General features: G+C 67.5%; 16 protein-coding genes. 6 read left to right on the forward strand and 10 right to left on the reverse strand.

Features of this window, described 5'->3' with window-relative positions:
* Positions 1 to 5 precede the first annotated feature (5 nt).
* The gene (locus E1H18_RS08390; RefSeq protein ID WP_172266126.1) at positions 6 to 500 is read left to right on the forward strand and encodes a hypothetical protein; all 495 of its coding nucleotides are present in this window, start codon (positions 6 to 8) and stop codon (positions 498 to 500) included.
* On the opposite strand, the gene E1H18_RS08395 is transcribed toward E1H18_RS08390, so the two are convergent.
* Positions 497 to 1102 carry a thioredoxin family protein gene (locus E1H18_RS08395; protein WP_172266129.1) on the reverse strand — a complete coding sequence of 202 codons (606 nt, stop codon included), beginning with the start codon at positions 1100 to 1102 and terminating at the stop codon, positions 497 to 499. The two genes, E1H18_RS08390 and E1H18_RS08395, sit on opposite strands and share 4 nt — an antisense overlap.
* Positions 1103 to 1269: 167 nt before the next feature.
* Here E1H18_RS08395 and E1H18_RS08400 point away from each other — a divergent pair, with 167 nt between their 5' ends.
* Complete coding sequence (locus tag E1H18_RS08400; protein WP_172266132.1) at positions 1270 to 2001, forward strand: DUF1353 domain-containing protein; 732 nt, start codon at positions 1270 to 1272, stop codon at positions 1999 to 2001.
* Positions 2002 to 2004: 3 nt separating this feature from the next.
* Here the strand turns inward: E1H18_RS08400 and E1H18_RS08405 are convergent, their stop codons facing one another.
* Entirely contained in the window at positions 2005 to 4158 is a 2154-nt protein-coding gene (locus tag E1H18_RS08405; RefSeq protein ID WP_172266135.1) for a protein-disulfide reductase DsbD, read from the reverse strand.
* 114 nt (positions 4159 to 4272) lie between these two features.
* Between E1H18_RS08405 and E1H18_RS08410 the strand changes: the two genes are divergently transcribed.
* Positions 4273 to 4665, forward strand: a complete 393-nt coding sequence (locus E1H18_RS08410) for an acyl dehydratase (protein ID WP_172266138.1) — start codon at positions 4273 to 4275, stop codon at positions 4663 to 4665.
* A 70-nt stretch (positions 4666 to 4735) separates the two neighbouring features.
* On the opposite strand, the gene E1H18_RS08415 is transcribed toward E1H18_RS08410, so the two are convergent.
* Complete coding sequence (locus E1H18_RS08415; protein ID WP_172266141.1) at positions 4736 to 5524, reverse strand: SapC family protein; 789 nt, start codon at positions 5522 to 5524, stop codon at positions 4736 to 4738.
* Between the two features lie 238 nt (positions 5525 to 5762).
* Entirely contained in the window at positions 5763 to 7832 is a 2070-nt protein-coding gene (locus E1H18_RS08420) for a TonB-dependent receptor (RefSeq protein WP_172266144.1), read from the reverse strand.
* Between the two features lie 159 nt (positions 7833 to 7991).
* Here E1H18_RS08420 and E1H18_RS08425 point away from each other — a divergent pair, with 159 nt between their 5' ends.
* A complete protein-coding gene (locus E1H18_RS08425) occupies positions 7992 to 8780 on the forward strand; it encodes a phosphatase PAP2 family protein (protein WP_172266147.1) in 789 nt (262 codons plus the stop codon).
* Here the strand turns inward: E1H18_RS08425 and E1H18_RS08430 are convergent.
* From E1H18_RS08430 to E1H18_RS08445, 4 genes are all read right to left on the reverse strand, one after another.
* Entirely contained in the window at positions 8777 to 9304 is a 528-nt protein-coding gene (locus tag E1H18_RS08430; protein ID WP_172266150.1) for a GNAT family N-acetyltransferase, read from the reverse strand. The two genes, E1H18_RS08425 and E1H18_RS08430, sit on opposite strands and share 4 nt — an antisense overlap.
* Positions 9301 to 10179: an N-carbamoylputrescine amidase gene (gene aguB / locus E1H18_RS08435; RefSeq protein WP_172266153.1), complete on the reverse strand. Its 879-nt coding sequence runs from the start codon at positions 10177 to 10179 to the stop codon at positions 9301 to 9303. Before aguB ends, E1H18_RS08430 begins: the two co-directional genes overlap by 4 nt.
* Positions 10180 to 10192: 13 nt before the next feature.
* Positions 10193 to 11194, reverse strand: a complete 1002-nt coding sequence (locus E1H18_RS08440) for an agmatine deiminase family protein (RefSeq protein ID WP_172266156.1) — start codon at positions 11192 to 11194, stop codon at positions 10193 to 10195.
* A 154-nt stretch (positions 11195 to 11348) separates the two neighbouring features.
* Complete coding sequence (locus E1H18_RS08445) at positions 11349 to 13844, reverse strand: TonB-dependent receptor (RefSeq protein ID WP_172266159.1); 2496 nt, start codon at positions 13842 to 13844, stop codon at positions 11349 to 11351.
* Between the two features lie 189 nt (positions 13845 to 14033).
* Here E1H18_RS08445 and E1H18_RS08450 point away from each other — a divergent pair, with 189 nt between their 5' ends.
* On the forward strand, positions 14034 to 15623 hold the full coding sequence (locus tag E1H18_RS08450) for a glycosyltransferase family 39 protein (protein WP_172266163.1): 1590 nt from the start codon (positions 14034 to 14036) through the stop codon (positions 15621 to 15623).
* 80 nt (positions 15624 to 15703) lie between these two features.
* A complete protein-coding gene (locus tag E1H18_RS08455) occupies positions 15704 to 16693 on the forward strand; it encodes a DJ-1/PfpI family protein (RefSeq protein WP_172266166.1) in 990 nt (329 codons plus the stop codon).
* On the opposite strand, the gene E1H18_RS08460 is transcribed toward E1H18_RS08455, so the two are convergent.
* A complete protein-coding gene (locus tag E1H18_RS08460) occupies positions 16690 to 17331 on the reverse strand; it encodes a 3-oxoacid CoA-transferase subunit B (RefSeq protein WP_172266169.1) in 642 nt (213 codons plus the stop codon). The genes E1H18_RS08455 and E1H18_RS08460 overlap by 4 nt on opposite strands.
* Entirely contained in the window at positions 17331 to 18041 is a 711-nt protein-coding gene (locus E1H18_RS08465; protein ID WP_172266172.1) for a CoA transferase subunit A, read from the reverse strand. The genes E1H18_RS08460 and E1H18_RS08465 overlap by 1 nt, the downstream gene beginning before the upstream one ends.
* Positions 18042 to 18166 lie beyond the last annotated feature (125 nt).

The following is an 18166-nucleotide window of genomic DNA, read 5'->3' on the forward strand; positions in this document are numbered from 1 at the left end:
ATCAGATGTCCTGTGACGCCGTCGCCTTTTCCGCCATGCTCTGGATGGCTTCGTTCAATCCGGGGCAGGCTTCGACCGCTGCGCCAGCGGTGATGCAGCAGCCGGTCGTTCCGCAATCGGTGGCCGGCGAGCCGCTGTTCCAGGACATCGTCAAGCGCGCCGCCCAGCTGAAGGCCCAGACAGAGGCCTATCGCAAGGCCCTGGCCGGCGGCGACCCGACCGCCGCCGCCAAGCCGCTGAAGGGCTTCGACGCCTTCTCGGCCAAGATCGGCGAACTGTCGGCGCTGGACATGAAGGGCCACGTAACACTGCGCGATCGCGGCGCGGTGGACGATCTCAAGTGCATCCTGCGCGGCATCAGCCAGGACCTGCCCGAGAAGCTGACCGCCATGAGCGCGGCCAAGACCGTCAAGGAGCAGGACCTGGCCCTGCGCGACATGACCTATCTGCTGAACGACAATGTCGAGGTCATCACCGCGCCGCCGCAGCCGGCGGCTTAGGCGTCCTTGTACTTCACCGCGCAGCCATAGGGCGTCACGAACGGCGTGGCGACCTTGCGGCCGGCCTTCACGTCGGCCAGCGCGGCGGAGACCAGGTTCTTGGCCGTCTTCAGATCCTCGACCTTGGCGGTCGGGATATCGTCGATGGCCCCCTCGTAGACCACCTGCCCGGCCTTATCGATGACGAACATGTGCGGCGTGGTCTTGGCCTTGTAGGCCGTGGCGACCTTGTTTTCAGGGTCCAGCAGCAGCGTGGTCGGCTTGGCCCCACGGCTGTCCATCCAGGTCTTGGCGGCCGCGCCGTCGGCGAAATAACCCTGCTTGCCCGGGGCCGACGAGGCGATGGTCAACCACACCACGCCATCGGCGCGAGCGGCCTGCTGCAGGCCCTGCATATTCCCCGAATAGTGCTTCTTCACATAGGGGCATCCCTCGTTGACCCACTCCAGCACCACGGTCTTGCCGCGGAATTCCGACAGCGAGCGGGTCTTGCCGTCGACGTCCACGGCGGTGAAGTCGGGCGCGGGCTTGGCGAAAGCGACGGATGGAGCCAGGGCGGCCAGCGGCAGGCCGGCGGCGACGAAACGGCGGGTTAGCGACATGACGGTTCTCCTGAGCTGGAAGCCCCCGGTGGCGATCCTGTCACGGATTGCCGGTTTGCGAAACGGTCGCAGCGCAGCGTCGAAACTTCGCCATTCTTGCTTGATCTAGGGGGCGGCGGCGCTCAGAAGATCGCCCTGCTCAACTTCCGCTCGTTCTCCCGCGATCCATGTCCCGTTCAAAGCTCCTCGCTGCGTCCGTCGCGCTCGGCCTGACCTTGGCCGGCTGCGCCACCGAGACCAACACCACCGTCTACGTCCCGGTGACGGCCCCGACGCCGCCCAGCTCGCTGACGCCGCAGCCGATCATGCTGTTCAACCAGACCAAGGACGGCCGCAAGCTGTTCACCCTGGACGCCGAGTTCCCCTATTGCGACGTCGAGACCGGCAAGGTGATCGTGGTGCCGCGCTGGTACGTCACCGACTTCGCCAGCGTGCCCTGGTACGGCCAGGCCTTCATCGACCCGCAGGGCCCGACGGCGCGGGCCGCGATCGTCCATGACTGGCTCTACACGATCGGCGAGCCGGGCAAACGCGAGGAGGCCGACCAGATCTTCCTGCGCGCCATGCTGCGCTATGGCGTGCCGCCGTTCCAGGCCAACATCGCCTATCAGGCCGTTCGGCTGGGCGGCGAGAAGGGCTATGGCCTGCCGGGCGACTGGCGCTTTGTGGACCCGAAGAACCAGCTGCTCGCCCAGCCCGCCCCCATCGCCAAGCCGCGCACCGGCATGGTCCGCTACTTCCCGCGCTGCCAGGGCTTCACGCCGCTGATCCAGACCGGCTGGCGCGCCTATCCGGTCAAGGTCGCCGCACCGGTTATCCCGCCGCCGCTGGTCGTGACCAAGACCCCGCTGGACAAGGTCAAGGGCCGCCTGCCGTTCGGCGGCGACAAGAAGAAGTAGGGCTTAAACGCCGGCCTTCTCGATCGCCTCGATCACCATGCCTTCGGTCAGGAGCTGGGGCAGGATGACGGGCTGGCCGCCGCCCTTCGGATAGATCACGTACAGCGGCACCCCGACTCGGCCGAAATCGGCCAGGGCCTTGGCGATGGCCGGATCGCGATTGGTCCAGTCGGCCTTCAGGTAGACGGCGTTCTGGGCCTTGAAGGCCTCGGCGACCTTGGCCCCGGACAAGGCGATCTTCTCGTTGACCTGGCAGGTCACGCACCAGGCGGCGGTGAAGTCGACCAGCACAGGCTGGCCGGCGGCCTGCAGTTCGGCGACCTTTTCCGGCGACCAGACTTCCGACGCCAGGCCGGGACCGGACGGCGCTTCCGCTGACGTCGCAGCGGCGGTCGGCGGCTGGGCGGCCAGGGCGCCGAACGTCGCGACGGTGATCGCCAGACCCAGAGACAGCAGGGCGACCAGGATCGAGATCAGGGCCGGCTTGCCCGCCGCGCGGCTTGCTTGCGCCAGGCCATAGAGCCACGCGCCGAACGCGGCCAGGACGCCGGCTGCCAGCAGGTGCGCCAGCGACAGCGGGCCCGACTGTTGGGCGAACACCCAGACCAGCCACAGGGCCGCGCCGTACATCGGGAAGGCCAGGCCCTTCTTCAACACGTCCATCCAGGCGCCGGGACGCGGCAGGCGCTTGAGCACGCCGGGAATAAAGGCGACCAGCACAAAGGGCGCGGCAAAGCCCAGGGCCAGGGCCAGGAACACCGACAGCGCCACCAGGGTCGGCTGGGTCAGGGCGTAGCCCAGGGCGCCGGCCATGAACGGCGCCGTGCAGGGCGCGGCGACCACCACGGCCAGGGCGCCGGTGAAGAACGCGCCGGTGACCCCGCCCTTGGACGAGGCGCCGGTCCCAACGCCCTGCACCGAGGTCCCGATCTCGAAGACGCCCGACATGTTCAGCGCGACCAGCAGCATCAACAGCGCCAGGCCGGCGATGACCACCGGCGACTGCAGCTGGAAGCCCCAGCCGACCGCCGCGCCGCCGGCCCGCACGGCCAGCAGCAGACCGGCCAGGGCCAGGAAGGTCGCGACGACGCCGACCAGGAAGGCCAGGCCCTGCACCCGCACCTTGCCGGCGTCGTGGGCATGACCGGCCAGGCTGGCGGCCTTCATCGACAGCACCGGGAAGACGCAGGGCATCAGGTTCAGGATCAGCCCGCCGACGAAGGCGAACAGCAGCGCTCCGACGAGGCCGCCCGTCACGCCAGTCGCCGGCGCCGTCTCGGCCGGCGGCGCGCCAAGGCCCTTGGCCGAAGCGGGCGGTTCACCGGCCGTCGCGGTGACCTCCCAGGCCCCCGCCTTGGTCGAAAGCACCCCGGCGACCTCGGCGGGAACCGTGCCGCCGCCGATGAAGTCGTAGCCGGCCTTGACCGTCAGGGTCAGGCCTTCCGGCCCACGCTCGATCGCCTGCTCGGCGGAATGCTCCAGCACCTTCGGCGAATAGGGGAAGAAATAGGCGCCGGCCAGGTCGGCGCCCTTCAGCGGGCCGCCGGTGATCGCCAGCTTCAGGGCCTCGCCCTCCAGCTTGAACACCGCCTTCAGCCCGGCCGGCTTGGGGGCCTTGGCCAGAACGTCGCCGACGACCTTGCCCCACTGCGGATCGGCCGAGGGCGTCCCGGCCACGACCGGCAGCATCAGGGTCAGCTTGGCCTCTTCCGGCACGCAGACCTGCTCGCAGACCAGGTAGAAGACGTCGGCGGTCAGGCTGACCGTGGTTCCGACCTGGGCGTTCGCCGCCGCGGTGATCGGCACGGGGATCAGGACTTCGCCCTCATAGGCATAGTCCAGAAGCGGACCCAACCGGGCTTTCTGCGGCGTCGGCCAGACCATGTCGCCGGCGCTCCAGCCGGCCGGCAGGGTCCAGGTGATCTTGGTCGCCTCCCCGGCGTCCCCGGGATTGCGCCAATAGGTGTGCCAGTGCTCCTGGATCTTCTGGCGCAGGGCGACATAGACCGTCCCACCCGGCGCGATGCCGGCTTCCTGGGACACCAGCTCCGACTCGATATGGCCGGAATTGACCACCGGCCCGGCAAGAGCCGCGCCCGCCAGAAGGCTCGCGGCGACCAGGGCCTGCAGGGCGAGGACGGCTTTCTTCAGGAACATGCGCGGGCTCGGACAGCGAAAGGAACTCGCACGGACACATGGACCCCCGTGCGCTTCTCGACAATGGCGAAGGCGCGGCCGACAGTCGAACAGCGAATCAAACTGGAGCCGCCCATGCCCGCCGCCTTCGACGACATCGAGATCGGCCAGGTCGTCTCCCTGGGCACGCGGGCGGTGGACGACAAGGCTTTGGCCGCTTTCGTCGCGGCCTTCTCCCCGGGCTGGCCGGTCGAGAACGGCGCGCCCGACGGCATGGTCTTCGCGATCTGGACCCGGCTCGACACCGAAGCCAGCGCCGCCTGGCCTCAGACCAAGCGCCTGGGCGTCGACGCCCTGCGCTGGATGCGCAATCCGCCGGTCGGCGAGCTGCTGCGCGGCCGCATGACGGTGATGGGCAAGGACCCGGTCGGCGAGGGCAAGGGCATCGTCATCGCCCAGCACGACCTGCTCGACGAGGCTGGCCGCCTGGTCTTCTCCTGCCTGACCCGCAGCATCTTCGCGCGGTAGCGAGCGGCCAAAAGAAAAGGCGGCGGAGCTAGAAGCCCCGCCGCCCTTCATTCTCAAGCTGCGTCCGAACCTAGTTCAGGTTGGCGGCTTGCTGCTTCAGCATGGTCTTGGTGATCAGGCGTTCCCAGCCCAGCAGCGAGACCAGGTGAGCGTAGATCTGCGCCAGGGCGCCGTTGGTCTGCAGTTCCTTCAGCTTTTCAGCCGGCAAGTTGTTCAGCTTCTCTTCCGAGACGCCGAAGTACTCGGCGACGGTGACCAGCTCGCCGTCCGGATTGCCGTTGGCGTCCTGCGGCTGGAAGGTGGCCTTCTTCAGCTCGAACAGGTCCAGCTCCTTCAGCAGCTGCACGAACGAGTCGGTGCGGCGGCGCTCGACTTCGAAGTCGTCGCAGAAGCGGATGCAGTTCTGGGTGTATTCGGTCGGCTCGCCCTTGGCGTCGAACAGCGGCGTCTGGCCGCCTTCGGCCAGCAGGTCCGAACCGCGATCGATGCAGACGATCAGGCGGTCTTGGCTGTCGTCATTGGCCAGCACGAACGGATAGCGGCGGATATAGGCCGGGATGTAGACGTTCGGCTCGATCGCGCCATTGGCGCTGATGAACAGGTTTTCCTGCTGGTTCAGACCCATCACGGCCAGCGGCACGCGGTCTTCGCCGGCGAAGATCACCGGGAAGGTCAGGGCGGCCGGAGCGAATTCCGAGACCGTCAGCGGCACGGCGGTGCCGGCGGCGGCGAAGCCATACGGCTGGTCCTTGTGGACCAGGGCCAGCTTCGCATGTTGCTCGCGGTTCAGCGGCTCGGGCGACGTGTAGAACAGGACGTTGCCGGAGATTTCACCGCCGGCGGAGGGGGTCGTTGTCATGAAGAACTCTACGACAGAATAGGAAACGGACGCTCGAGCGTTTCAAGACGACCGCAAAGGCTTGGCCTTCTAGCCGATCCAGGCGGGACCGGCAATCTGGGCCGCTGTCGTTACGAGACCCGCGGTCTGTGATTCATCCCAGGCGCGAGCATGACCGGGGTTCGGGAGAGAGGGACCGAACCCCGGCGCGACGGAACCCGGGGGCTGATGGGTTCCGCTTGCTCGCCTTGCGCCGCTTTTAGAAGCGCAGAGCGATGCCGGCCCGGACCTGGCGGCCCGGCGAAGGCGCGATGTCCTTCAGGAACGAGACGTGTTCGCGGACTTCCGCGTTGGTCAGGTTGCGGCCGTCCAGGAACAGGCGCAGGCGCGCGTCGCCGGTCGGCTTCCAGGCCAGCGAGGCGTTCAGCGTGGTGTAGCCGTCGCTGGGCAGCTCCAGCTCGGCCACGCGATCCTGGCCTCCGGTGCGGCGCACCTCGACATTGCCCGACCACATCGGCCCTTCGTACAGCGCCTTCAGCGAAACGGCATACGGCGGGATCCGGGCGGGCGGGCCCAGGTCGGACGAGCCGCGAACATAGTCGGCCCCGCCCTGCAGGCTGACCGAGCGCTGCCCCTCGCTCCACACACGATAGGTGAGTTCGGCCTCCAGGCCGTGGAAGTCGGCGTCGGTCTGGGTGTAGTTATAGACGGCCATGCCGTCGGCCTCGGCGCCGGTCGGGCGCAGGTCGATGAAGCCGTCATAGCGGGCGGCGAACAGGTGCAGGTCGCCCGACAGACGATCGTTCGAATAGTGGAAGGTCGCTTCCACCGAGGTCGCGACCTCTTCCTTCAGATTGGCGTCGCCGACCTCGAAGCCGCGCGTGGCGGCGTGCGGACCTTCGGCGAACAGCTCCGACTCGGTCGGGGCGCGGCTGGTGCGCGAGAGGGCCAGGCCGATGAAGCTGCCGGTCGTCGGCCGCCAGAACGCACCGACCGAACCCGACAGGTTGGTGAAGTCGGCCTTGCCCTTCAGGCTGTCCAGCTCGCGGGTGTCGATCCGCAGACCGCCCTCGACGCCGTAGCCGTTGTCCAGTTCCAGACGCTGCTGGGTGAAGGCGCCGAACTCGGTGATCTTGGTCTTGGGGACGTAGGCCTCGTCGCCGACGGCGTCGAAGTTGCGGCGCAGGGCCTGGACGCCGACGGCGCCCTTCCAGCCGCCACGCTCGGCCTGCACCAGCTCCAGTCGGCCCTCATAGCCGTCCGAGGTGAACTTGGTGCCGACCGCGTCGCCCTCGAACTCGGTATGGGTGTAGTCGGCGTGGCCGCCCGAGAACTGCACCTTCGAGAACGGGCCAAGATCCAGATCGTACTCGCCGCGCAGGTCGATGCGGGTCTGCCTCAGGCCGATGGTGACCGGCGCTTCTTCGGCATGGTCGTGATCATGGTCGTCGTGGTCGTGATCGTCTCCGCCCTCGTGCGCATGGCCGGGCACGCCGTAGCGCGAGTCCGTGCGCTTGATCGACATGCCGACATAGCCCTTGTCACCGACATAGGAGAGGCCGGCGCCGAAGGTTTCCAGGTCGACCGCGCTGTTCTCCAGCTTGCCGCCGCCACCCTCGGCGGTCTCGCCTTCCGACGCCAGCAAGCGCTTGGATTCGGGATAGACGGGGATCTTGTAGTCTTTGCTGTTGCGCTTCATCGCATCCAGCGACAGCACGAACGGGCCCACGGTGGCGTGGACGGCGCCGGACAGGGCGTAGCTGTTGTCGCCCGTGCCGGCCGAGCCCAGCAGGCGGCCGCTCAAGCCGTCGGTCGGCTGACGGCTGGCGATGCGGTCGTCGATGATGTTGACCACCCCGCCGATCGCCGAACCGCCATAGGCCAGCGCCGCCGGACCCCGCAGCACCTCGATACGCTCGGCCTCGCCGGGATCGGTGGCCACCTGGTGGTCAGGCGACAGGGCGCTGGCGTCGATCTGGCCCACGCCGTTGGTCAACACCTGGACACGCGGACCGGCCAGGCCGCGCACCACGGGGCGGCTGGCGCCGGCGCCGAACGCCGTCGAGCGCACGCCCGGCAGGCCCGCCAGGGCGTCGCCCAGGCCCTTGGGCGGGGCAAGGTCCAGCTGCGTGCGGTCGACGACCGCGACACTGGCGGTCAGGGCGTCGGCCGAGACGCCATAGGGCGCAGCAGTGACGATGACCTTGGAGACCTCGGACTCGTCGGCGGCGGGCGCAGGCGCGCCATTCGCGACATCGGCGGCGTGGGCGGAAACGGCGGCGGCGAGCACGATGAGGCTCACTGCGGAGAAGGCGACGCGACGCTGCATGAACTGTCCTAAACGGCGGATAGCTTGGCCTAAGGATTGGCCACGCTGATGTGTTATGAAATAACATATCCACGAGTCAATCTTCTTTCACACGCGCCCCGCGCTTGACGCGCGATATCCGCGACGCTCTGTGAGCGGATGACTTCTGGAGGGCATTCCATGACCCGCTTCATGCTGATCGCCGCCGCCTCGGGGCTGATCCTGGCCGGCTGCGCCGCCGTCTCTTCAACCGCGCCCGTCGCCACGACCCCGCCCTCGGCCGGATGGGTCAAGCCGCCGGCGGGCTATCTGGGCGGCGACGGCGGCATCGTCGCCGCGACCATCATCGGCCCGCCGCCGACGCCGGACTCCCCGCGCGGCAAGGCCGAACGCACCCAGTTCAACGAGACCCGCAAGCTGGCCAATACCCCGACTTGGAGCCAGGCGATCGCCGACGCCGACCTGTCGGGCAAGGCGGGGATGAAGAGCTTCTCGTGCGCCGCCGGCGTGACGCTCAGCGCCGAGGCGACCCCGACCCTGGCCAACCTGCTGCTGCGGATCACCGACGATGCGGCCAAGATCTACCAACCGGCCAAGGCGGTCTTCCAGCGTCCGCGCCCGCCGGTCGGCAACACCGCCCCGATCTGCGTGCCCCGCGAGGCCTGGATCAACACCGACGGCTCGTATCCCTCCGGCCACAGCCTGATCGGCTGGGCCTGGGGCTCGGTCATCGCCGAACTGGTTCCCGAGAACGCCACGCCGATCCTGGCCCGCGGCAAGGCCTTCGGCGACAGCCGCATCATCTGCGGCGTCCACTTCCAGAGCGACGTCGAGGCCGGCCGCTATCTGGGCTCGGCCCTGGTCACCCGCCTGCACGACGATCCGGCGTTCATGGCGGATCTGGCCAAGGCGAAAGCGGAAGTGGCCGCCTCGAAGGCCAAGGGCGCGCCGGAAGGCTGCGGCGCTTAAGGCCGCGCCACGAACACCACATGCCGGCGCAGCGGATGGTCGTCCGCCAGACCCGGATGGTCGAAGTCGCGTGCCGGATCATGGCCCATGCCGATCCGGCGCATGACGCTCTGCGAAGCCAGGTTGGCGCCGGCCGTGAAGGCGATGATCTCGGGCAGATTGAGAGCGCCGAAGCCGTAGGCGAGCGCCGCCTTGGCCGCCTCGGTGGCGTAGCCCTGCCCCCAGGCCTCCGGATGGAAGCGCCAGCCGATCTCGACCGTGTCGGGCATGTTCATGTGCGGCGGGACCCACCAGATCCCGGTCATGCCGACCACCTGGCGATCGGCCTGCCGCTCGACGACCCAGAAGCCGAAGCCGTGCTCGGCCTCATGGGCCTGGACCAGATCGACGAAGGCGTCGCTCTGGGCGCGATCGCGGACGCCGCCCAGCCAGGCGCCGACCCTGGGGTTGGCGTTCAGCGCGGCGATGGCGTCCCGGTCGGCGTCGACCGCCGGACGCAGGGTCAGGCGGTCGGTCGCGATCATGCAGGGCGACCTTGAGCCAATGCCGTGTAGAGCTCCGGCCGGCGATCGCGGAAGAAGCCCCAGGCGGCGCGGTGCGTCGTCAGGTAGTCTAGGTCGAAGGTTCCGGTGACCAGGCCTTCGTCGGCCGTTCCCAGTTCCGAGACCAAGTCGCCGCGATGGTCGGCCACGAAGGACGAGCCGTAGAAGGTCTGGCCGCCGTTCGGATAGCCGTCCCACGGCTCGAAGCCGACACGGTTGGCGCCGATGACCGGGATGACGTTCGACACCGCATGGCCCTGCATCGCCCGCTGCCACGGCAGGGTGGTGATCATGTCAGGCTGGTGCGGCTCGCTGCCGATCGCGGTCGGATAGAACAGGGCTTCGGCGCCCATCAGGGTCATGGCGCGGGCGCATTCAGGGTACCACTGGTCCCAGCAGATGCCGACGCCGAGACGGCCAAAGCGCGTGTCCCAGACCTTGAAGCCGGTGTCGCCAGGCCGGAAGTAGAACTTCTCCTGATAGCCGGGGCCGTCCGGAATATGGCTCTTGCGATACAGCCCCAGCATAGAGCCGTCGGCGTCGGCCATGACCAGGCTGTTGAAATAGTGCGGGCCTTCGCGCTCGAAGATCGAGATCGGGATCACCACGCCCAGCTCGCCGGCCAGCGGCGAGATGGCCTTGACCACCGGGTGCTCGCGCCACGGATGGGCCTCGGCGAACCAGCGCTCTTCCTGGGTGACGCAGAAATACGGCCCCTGGAACAGCTCCGACGGCAGGATGACCTGCGCGCCGCCGGCCGCGGCTTCGCGGATGAAGGCTTCGGTCTTCTTGATGTTGGCCTGCAGGTCCATCCCGTACGAGGTCTGGATCGCGGCGACGCTGAGCGTGCGAGCCATTTGTGGCGGCCTCCTACTCGGGTTCTTGTTGCGAGATGCAGTGGAACGAACCGCCGCCGGTCAGGATGGCGGTGGACGGCAGGCCGATGACCTGGCGCTCGGGGAACAGGCCCTTGATCACCTCGACGGCGAAGGCGCCCGACTCCTCGGCGTAGATCGGCACCAGGATCGCCTCGTTGGCGATCAGGAAATTCATGTGCGAGGCGGGGATCACATCGCCATCGGCATTGAGGATCCGGCCCGGCGACGGGATGCGGGCGACCTGCAGCGGGGAGCCCCGGCTGTCGGTCAGGCTGGCCAGCAGCTTGGCGGTCTCGGCATAGACGTCCGTATTCGGATCGTCGGCGCCATAGGCCATCGGGCAGGCCACCACGCCCGGCGCGACGAAGCGGGCCAGGTTGTCGACGTGGCCGTCGGTGTGGTCGTTCAGCAGGCCATCGCCCAGCCACAGCACCTTCTTGGCGCCCAGGGCCTCGGCGAGCGCGGACGTGGCCGAGGCCTCGTCCCAGCCGGTGTTGCGGTTCTCGTTCAGCAGGCACTGACCGGTGGTCAGGATGGTGCCCAGGCCGTCGTGATCCAGCGAGCCGCCTTCCAGGATGAAGTTGTTGCGGACCAGCGGCGCGCCCGAGGCTGCGGCGATCTGCTCGGCGACGATGTCGTCGCCCTCCATCTCGTACTTGCCGCCCCAGCCGTTGAACAGGAAGCCGGCCGCGACGGCCGCGCCGTTGTCGTCGACGAAGATCGGACCGGTGTCGCGCAGCCAGATGTCGCCGAACGTGCCGCGGACGATCTCGACCTCGGTGTCGCTCAACAGGGCGCGGGCGGCGGCCTCGGCCTCGTCACCGACCACCATCAGGCGCACGCGCTCGCCACCCGGGCCGGCCAGGGCGCGGGCCAGATCGGCGACTTCCTGCTGGGCCTGCTCCAGATCGTCCTGCCAGACGTCGGGATGGCTGGGGAAACCCACCCACATGGCGCGGTGCGGAGCCCATTCGGCGGGAACGGTCACGGTCATGGTCGAAAGCCTGATGGGGGTGAAAAACGAAGGGGGCGCAGATGGCCCCTCAAAGGGCCGGGGTCAAGCGGCTCCTTCTCTAGCAAACGCAGATGACAAAGAAAAAGGGCGGCCCGGAGGGGCCGCCCTTCTCTTAGTCGGACCTGAGGTCGGCTTAGAAGCCGGCGCGCAGGGTCAGGATGAACGTACGCGGCGCACCGACGCTGGCGAACGAGCGACCGTAGCCCGGTTGGCCCGGGGTCGTGGTCGTGTTGGTGCCGAGGTTGCCGTAGTAGCGCTTGTCGAACAGGTTCGTGACGTTGCCCTGGATGCTGACGTTCTCGTAGCCCATGCCGGCCAGCGAGTAACGCAGGTCCAGGTCGGTGACGACGTAGCCGCCGACCTTCTGGTCGTTGACGTCAGAGACCCAGCGCGAGCTGGTGTACTTGGTCTGAACGCCGAACTTCAGGTTCTGAACGATTTCCCACTCCAGACGGTTCGAGAACGTCCAGTGCGGGGTTTCGACCAGTTCCTTGCCCTTGGTCGGGGCCGAGGTCGTCGGGCTGAGGACGATGTTGTCCTGCACTTCGCTGTCGTTGTACGAGACCGAGAAGTAGGCCGCCAGGTAGTCGGTCGGGTTGAAGCCGGCCGAGGCGTCGACGCCCCACTGCTTCACTTCACCGACGTTGCGGTCGACGTTCAGGTCCAGTTCCGGGTCATACGACTGCACGATGCGGTTCTGGAACTTGGTGTTCCAGGCGCTCAGGGTCACCAGCAGCTGGCTCGACTGATAGCGATAGCCGAAGTCGAACGTGTCCGAGGTTTCCGGTTGGACGCTCGGGTTGCCGATCGAACCGTCGGCCAGACGACGCACGGCGTACAGGCTGTCCGTACGCGGCAGCGAGGTCGACTGGGCGAAGCTGCCGTAGACTTGGCTGTTGTCGCCGACGCGATACATCGCGCCAACGTTCGGCAGGACGTCGTCGAACTTCACCGTCTTGGCGTAAGGCGCGATGAACTGCGTGGCGCCGGTGGCCGCGAAGGTCACATTGCCGTTGGCCAGGGTGGCGTTCGGGGTCTCGGTGGTGCAGCGCACCGAGCTCGAGCCGTTCTGCGAGTAGCAGAACTGGTTCAGCTCGCGCTTGAAGAAGGGCGCGCGGACGCCGATGCTGACGTTCAGCTTATCTTCCATGAACTTGCCGCGATATTCGGCGCTGACCTGGTTCAGGATAGCGATCGAATAACGGTCACGAGCGCGCATGAAGCTCTTGCCGTCGACGGTCATGATCTTCGTGCCGTGGCCGTCCTTGCCACCGAAGTTCGACTCGTAGCGCGGGCCTTCCGAGCCCGAGAAGTCGATGTAGCTGTATTCACCCGTCTGACGGTGACGACCGCGGTCCAGCGAGTAGCCGACGCGCAGGGCGTGATCGTCGTTCATCTTCCAGATCAGCGACGACAGCACGCCGTAACGACGCGTGTTCGTGTTGCTCGGGCTCATGACCCGCACGGTGTCGTTCAGGTCGCCGTCCTTGTTCAGGTCGACGCCGCCGGTGGTCGACGAGCCGCGCAGTTGCGGGCTGGTTTCCGACAGCAGAGTGTTCTGCGAGCCGCCGTTGGCCAGCGTGTACTGGAAGAAGGGGTCGGCGGTCAGCGTGAAGCCGTGACCCAGCGTGAAGCGCGACTGGCCGCGCAGGTTGCCGGTATTCGACGGGTTGATGCGGATGCCGTAGTAGTTCGAGTTGGCCGCCGGATCGGTGTCGACGTCACCCGTCGCGCCGCCGGTCGCCGGGACCGAGGTGATCGGCTGATAGGTGTCGTTGAAGTCGACCTTCCAGCCCGACTCGTCCACCTGGTTCGGCAGGCTGCCGGTGGCGGTGCGCAGGTTCGGGCCTTGATAGGCGTTGTTGCGGTTCACGTTGTAGTGAGCGGCCAGGCTGAGGAAGTCGCCGTTGTCGCCCAGCGGCTGGTAGATCTTGGCGTTGACCTGGCGCTTGTAGATTTCGCCCTGGCCCTTCCACTTGTCGTACTTCTGGTACGAACCTTCGACCCACATGCGGGTGCCCCACGGGCCGATTTCGCCGGTCTCGGCGAAGCCCACGAAGCGGCGGTAGTTGAAGCTGCCGACGCTGGCCTGGGCCCAGGCGCTGGCTTGCTTCGAAGGCGTGATGGTCGCCAGGCCGATGGTGCCGCCGCTGCTGGCGGCGGTCGGGCTGTCGACGTCGGTGGCGCCGGTGTTGACCGTGGCGCTCGCGATGATTTCCGAGTCGGGCAGCTGGTTGGTGTAGCTGGCGTAGTTGCCGGTGTCGTTCAGCGGCATGCCGTCGAAGGTCAGGGCGACGCGGTTGCCGTCGAAGCCGTGCAGACGGATGTTACCGCCGCTCGAGCCGTAGGGATCGTTGTTGGTGAAGTTCAGGCCCGGGACCAGCACGCTCAGCGACTGGATGACGGTCTGACCGGGAACCTGGGTGTCCAGGAATTCCTTCGACACCGTCGCGCGGCTCTTGGCCACGGTTTCGGCGTTCAGCATGCCGCCGACGGTCTTCGGACCGGTCGCGGCGGTGACGACGACGCTATCGAGTTCGGTCGACGCCGTGGACTGAGCAAAGGCGCCGCTGGCGGCAGCCAGGCAGCCGACCAAGGCGGTCGACGCCAGGAGTTTCTTCGAGATCATAGGTGAGTATCCCCTCGTTTCGGCCTCGACGCAGGCTTAACTATGCCCAGCGGCCTTATTGAGGGCTCTTTACCGCCGGTTTTAGAAGGTTTGGTGACGGAAACGCCACGCTGGCCCAGAAACTGTCATAAAGCCCGGAATCTGCGGAACAATTGGTCAGATTTTTCTTACTTGGGTTAAACGGTCGCCATGGCTCTTGCACCCGATTCTCCGCCGACGCCCCCGTCGGGCTCGATCGCTGACCGCGCCTGGCGGTTCACGCTGATCATGATCGGCGCACTGACAATCGTGCGTCTCGCGGCCTTGTTTGTAACGCCTTTGGAGCTTTACCCCGACGAGGCGCAGTACTGGCTGTGGTCGCGGGAACTGGCTTTCGGTTACTTCTCCAAGCCCCCGATGATCGCCTGGCTGATCTGGGCCACTACTCAAATCGGGGGTGACGCCGAGGCCTGGGTGCGACTTTCCGCCCCACTGCTGCACGGCGCAGCGGCCCTGGTCATCCATCGGATCGCCCGCAAGCTCTATGGCGGCTGGGCGGGCCTGGTCGCCGCGGCGATCTACAGCCTGATGCCGGGGGTGGTGCTGTCCTCGGGCCTGATGGCCACCGACGCGCCCCTGCTGTTCTTCCTGTCGCTGACGATCTGGGGCTATGTCGCCCTGGCCACGGAAACCGCGCCTCGCCGCTATTTCATCGCCATCGGCATGGGCGCGGCCCTGGGCCTGGCGTTCCTGTCGAAGTACGCCGCGATCTACGCCCTGGGCAGCATCGTCCTGCACGCCCTGATCTCGCGGGAGGCGCGCCATCGCTGGTGCCTGGCCGCCATCGTACTGTTCCTGGTCGGCTTCGTGCTGATCCTGGCCCCCAACTTCGCCTGGAACGCCGCCCACCAGTTCTCGACCGTCAAGCACACCGCCTCCAACGCCAACTGGGGCGCCAGCAGCCTGTTCAATTTCCGTGAGCTGATCGAGTTCATCGGTTCGCAGTTCGGGGTCTTCGGCCCCCTGCCCTTCGCCGTGCTGCTGGGCGGGTCGGTCTGGCTCTGCGTGAAGAAGCGCCTGGAATCGCCCGACCTGCTGCTGCTGTGCTTCTGCGCCCCGCCGCTGATCATCGTTGCAGGCGAGGCCTTCGTCTCGCGCGCCAACGCCAACTGGGCCGGCGCGGCCTTCGTGGCCGGCTCGGTCCTCGCCGCGGGCTGGCTGCTGCGCTGGAACGCCCGCCGCTGGCTGATCGGCGGCCTAGCCGTCCAGGGCCTGTTCGCCCTGTTCTTCGTGGCCTGCATGGTCAGCCCGCGGATCGCCGACGCCACCGGCCTGTCGAACGGCTTCAAGCGCGTGCGCGGATGGGACCAGACCGTCCAGGCGATCATCGAGCGCTCGCGCGAGGAGGAGGCCCTGCGCGGCGGGGTCAGCGCCGTCGCGATGGATGACCGCTTCGTCTACAACGCCGCCGCCTATTACGGCCGCGACTATTTCGGCCAGCCCGGCGCGCCCCCTCTGCGCATGTGGGTGCACGAAGCCCACCCCCAGAACCAGGCCGAGACCACCGCCCCGCTGGATGGTCCGCATGGCCGCCGCGCCCTGATCGTCAGCCTGGAAGGCGGCTACCGCCCCGAGATCGAGCAGGACTTCAAGAAGACCTCGGCGCTGCAGATCGCCCGCGTGCGCCTGGACAAGAAGCGCAGCCGTCGCATCGACCTGTTCATCGCCGAGGGCTTCGCGCCCCTGCCCCGCGATCCGGTGACGGGCTTGCCGCCACGTCCCGTGCGCAAGCCGGACTAACTGGCGGCTTTCGAGGGATCGTCGTCCTTTCAAAGGCGATCCCGACAGCAAGACTTCCCCGCGTTTTTCGGGAGGTTTCGATGCTGCGCCTGCTTGCCCTTTTTCTCTGCCTGATCGCCCTGCCGGCCCAGGCCCGGCCGCTGGTCGTGATCCTGGCCGACGCGCGCGGAACCGAGACCACCGACCTGATCGCGCCTTATGCGGTGCTGGCGGAGTCGGGCGCAGTCGAGGTGCGGATCGTCGCGGCGAGCCTGGCGCCCGTCCGCCTGATGCCAGGCTTGGCCTGGATCCGTCCGCAGGCGACCTATGCCGAACTGCCGCGCGAACCGGATGTGGTGGTCGTACCGTTCATGATGCCCGCCTATGACCCGGCCCGCGACGCTTGGCTGCGCGAACGGGCCAAGCGCGGCGTGCGGATCGTGGCCATCTGCGCCGGGGCCGAAACCCTGGCCCGCGCCGGCCTGCTGGACGGTCGCGCGGCCACCACCCACTGGTTCGAGCTCGGCCGGCTCGGCAAAGCCTATCCGAACGTCCGCTGGCGGCGCGATCAGCGCTGGGTCACGGACGGCGCGATCACCACCACGGCCGGGGTGACGGCTTCGATCCCCGCCAGTCTGGCTTTGCTGCGCGACCTGGCGGGCGAGGAGGTGATGCGCGCCACCGCCCGACGCCTGTCCGTTCCCTTGCCGGCCCAGGCCCACGACGGCGCGGCTTTCCGGGTCGGGATGGACGCCGTGTTCAGCGGCCTGACGGGCTGGGCCAACGCCTGGCGCGGCGAGAAGGTGGCGGTGCGGATCGAAGACGGCTTTGACGACCTGGCCTTCGCCACCGCCCTGGACGCCTGGTCGCGCACCAACCGCTCGGAGGCCTTCGCCAGCGCCAACGCGGTCTCCCGGCATGGGCTTGAGGTCATCGCGCCAACGCGGCCGCCGCGTGCGGCGCGGACCGTCGAGCCGCGCTCGGGCGATCCGGCTGCCGCCCTGAACGCAATCGCCGCCGCCTATGGCAAGGCGACGGCGAGATACGTGGCGCTCACCCTGGAGCACCCTTACTGGCTAGTTCGAGACTAGACCGCGACTTCGAACGCGGCTTCAGTCTTGGACTTCACCTCGTCTGAGGTGACGCCCGGGGCCAGCTCGATCAGCTTCACCGGCGTCTTGCCGCGATTGATCTCGAAGACGCCCAGCTCGGTGATCAGCAGATCGACCACGCCGGCGCCGGTCAGCGGCAGCGAGCATTGCTTCAGAAGCTTGGGCGCGCCCGACTTCTCGCAGTGGTCCATCACGACCACCACGCGCTTGACGCCAGCGACCAGGTCCATGGCCCCGCCCATGCCCTTGACCATCTTGCCGGGCACCATCCAGTTGGCCAGGTCGCCGCTTTCCGAGACCTGCATGCCGCCCAGGATCGACAGAGCAATGTGGCCGCCGCGGATCATCGCGAAGCTGTCGGCGGACGAGAAATACGAACTGCTGTCGAGCTCGGTGATCGTTTGCTTGCCGGCGTTGATCAGGTCGGCGTCCTCCTCGCCCTCATAGGGGAAGGGACCCATGCCCAGCATGCCGTTCTCGCTCTGCAGCGTCACGTGCATGCCCTCGGGGATGTAGTTGGCCACCAGGGTCGGAATGCCGATGCCGAGGTTCACGTAGAAGCCGTCCTGCAGCTCCTTGGCGGCACGGGCCGCCATCTCGTCGCGGGTCCAGGCCATTACGCGGTCTCCTTCTGGCGCGTGGTCACGCGCTCGATGCGCTTCTCGAACTTGGCGCCCTTGATGATGCGGTCGACATAGATGCCGGGGGTATGGATGGCGTCCTTGTCCAGGGCGCCGATCTCGACCAGTTCCTCGACCTCGACGACGGTGGCCTTGCCGGCCGTGGCCATCATCGGATTGAAGTTCCGCGCCGTCTTTCGGTAGATCAGGTTGCCCTCGGCGTCGCCCTTCCAGGCCTTGACGATGGCGAGGTCGGCGGTCAGGCCGCGCTCCATCACGTACATCTCGCCGTCGAACTCGCGGGTTTCCTTGCCCTCGGCCACCAGCGTGCCGTAGCCGGTGCGCGTGAAGAAGGCCGGGATGCCCGCGCCGCCGGCCCGGATGCGCTCGGCCAGGGTGCCCTGCGGATTGAACTCCAGCTCCAGCTCGCCGGACAGATACAGCTGCTCGAACAGCTTGTTCTCGCCCACGTAGGACGAGATCATCTTCTTGATCTGCCGGGCTTCCAGCAGGATGCCGAGGCCGAAGCCGTCGACGCCGCAGTTGTTGGAGACCACCGTCAGGTCCTTGACCCCGGTCTCGCGGATCGCCGCGATCAGGTTCTCCGGGATGCCGCAGAGGCCAAAGCCCCCGGCCATGATGGTCATGCCGTCCTTGAGCAGGCCGGCCAGCGCCTCGACGGCGTCGTTCTTGATCTTGTCTACCATGGTTCCTCCGCCAGAGTCTCGATCTCGCCTAACCGGCGGAAAAATTCAAGACTTGATGAATAATGCCGTGACGCCACCCGCTGTCGCACTATGCGCGTAAGCCTTGTCCTATCAAGGATCGACCG

Source organism: Caulobacter sp. RHG1 (genome assembly GCF_013181195.1).
GTDB lineage: Bacteria > Pseudomonadota > Alphaproteobacteria > Caulobacterales > Caulobacteraceae > Caulobacter.

Coding starts and splice junctions, on each gene's coding strand:
- E1H18_RS08445 (WP_172266159.1), bottom strand. CDS start 13,844: ATGATCTCGAAGAAACTCCTGGCGTCGACCGCCTTGGTCGGCTGCCTG.
- E1H18_RS08425 (WP_172266147.1), top strand. CDS start 7,992: ATGACCCGCTTCATGCTGATCGCCGCCGCCTCGGGGCTGATCCTGGCC.
- E1H18_RS08455 (WP_172266166.1), top strand. CDS start 15,704: ATGCTGCGCCTGCTTGCCCTTTTTCTCTGCCTGATCGCCCTGCCGGCC.
- E1H18_RS08465 (WP_172266172.1), bottom strand. CDS start 18,041: ATGGTAGACAAGATCAAGAACGACGCCGTCGAGGCGCTGGCCGGCCTG.
- E1H18_RS08405 (WP_172266135.1), bottom strand. CDS start 4,158: ATGTTCCTGAAGAAAGCCGTCCTCGCCCTGCAGGCCCTGGTCGCCGCG.
- E1H18_RS08430 (WP_172266150.1), bottom strand. CDS start 9,304: ATGATCGCGACCGACCGCCTGACCCTGCGTCCGGCGGTCGACGCCGAC.
- E1H18_RS08415 (WP_172266141.1), bottom strand. CDS start 5,524: ATGACAACGACCCCCTCCGCCGGCGGTGAAATCTCCGGCAACGTCCTG.
- E1H18_RS08390 (WP_172266126.1), top strand. CDS start 6: ATGTCCTGTGACGCCGTCGCCTTTTCCGCCATGCTCTGGATGGCTTCG.
- E1H18_RS08450 (WP_172266163.1), top strand. CDS start 14,034: ATGGCTCTTGCACCCGATTCTCCGCCGACGCCCCCGTCGGGCTCGATC.
- E1H18_RS08395 (WP_172266129.1), bottom strand. CDS start 1,102: ATGTCGCTAACCCGCCGTTTCGTCGCCGCCGGCCTGCCGCTGGCCGCC.
- E1H18_RS08400 (WP_172266132.1), top strand. CDS start 1,270: ATGTCCCGTTCAAAGCTCCTCGCTGCGTCCGTCGCGCTCGGCCTGACC.
- E1H18_RS08460 (WP_172266169.1), bottom strand. CDS start 17,331: ATGGCCTGGACCCGCGACGAGATGGCGGCCCGTGCCGCCAAGGAGCTG.
- E1H18_RS08440 (WP_172266156.1), bottom strand. CDS start 11,194: ATGACCGTGACCGTTCCCGCCGAATGGGCTCCGCACCGCGCCATGTGG.
- E1H18_RS08410 (WP_172266138.1), top strand. CDS start 4,273: ATGCCCGCCGCCTTCGACGACATCGAGATCGGCCAGGTCGTCTCCCTG.
- aguB (WP_172266153.1), bottom strand. CDS start 10,179: ATGGCTCGCACGCTCAGCGTCGCCGCGATCCAGACCTCGTACGGGATG.
- E1H18_RS08420 (WP_172266144.1), bottom strand. CDS start 7,832: ATGCAGCGTCGCGTCGCCTTCTCCGCAGTGAGCCTCATCGTGCTCGCC.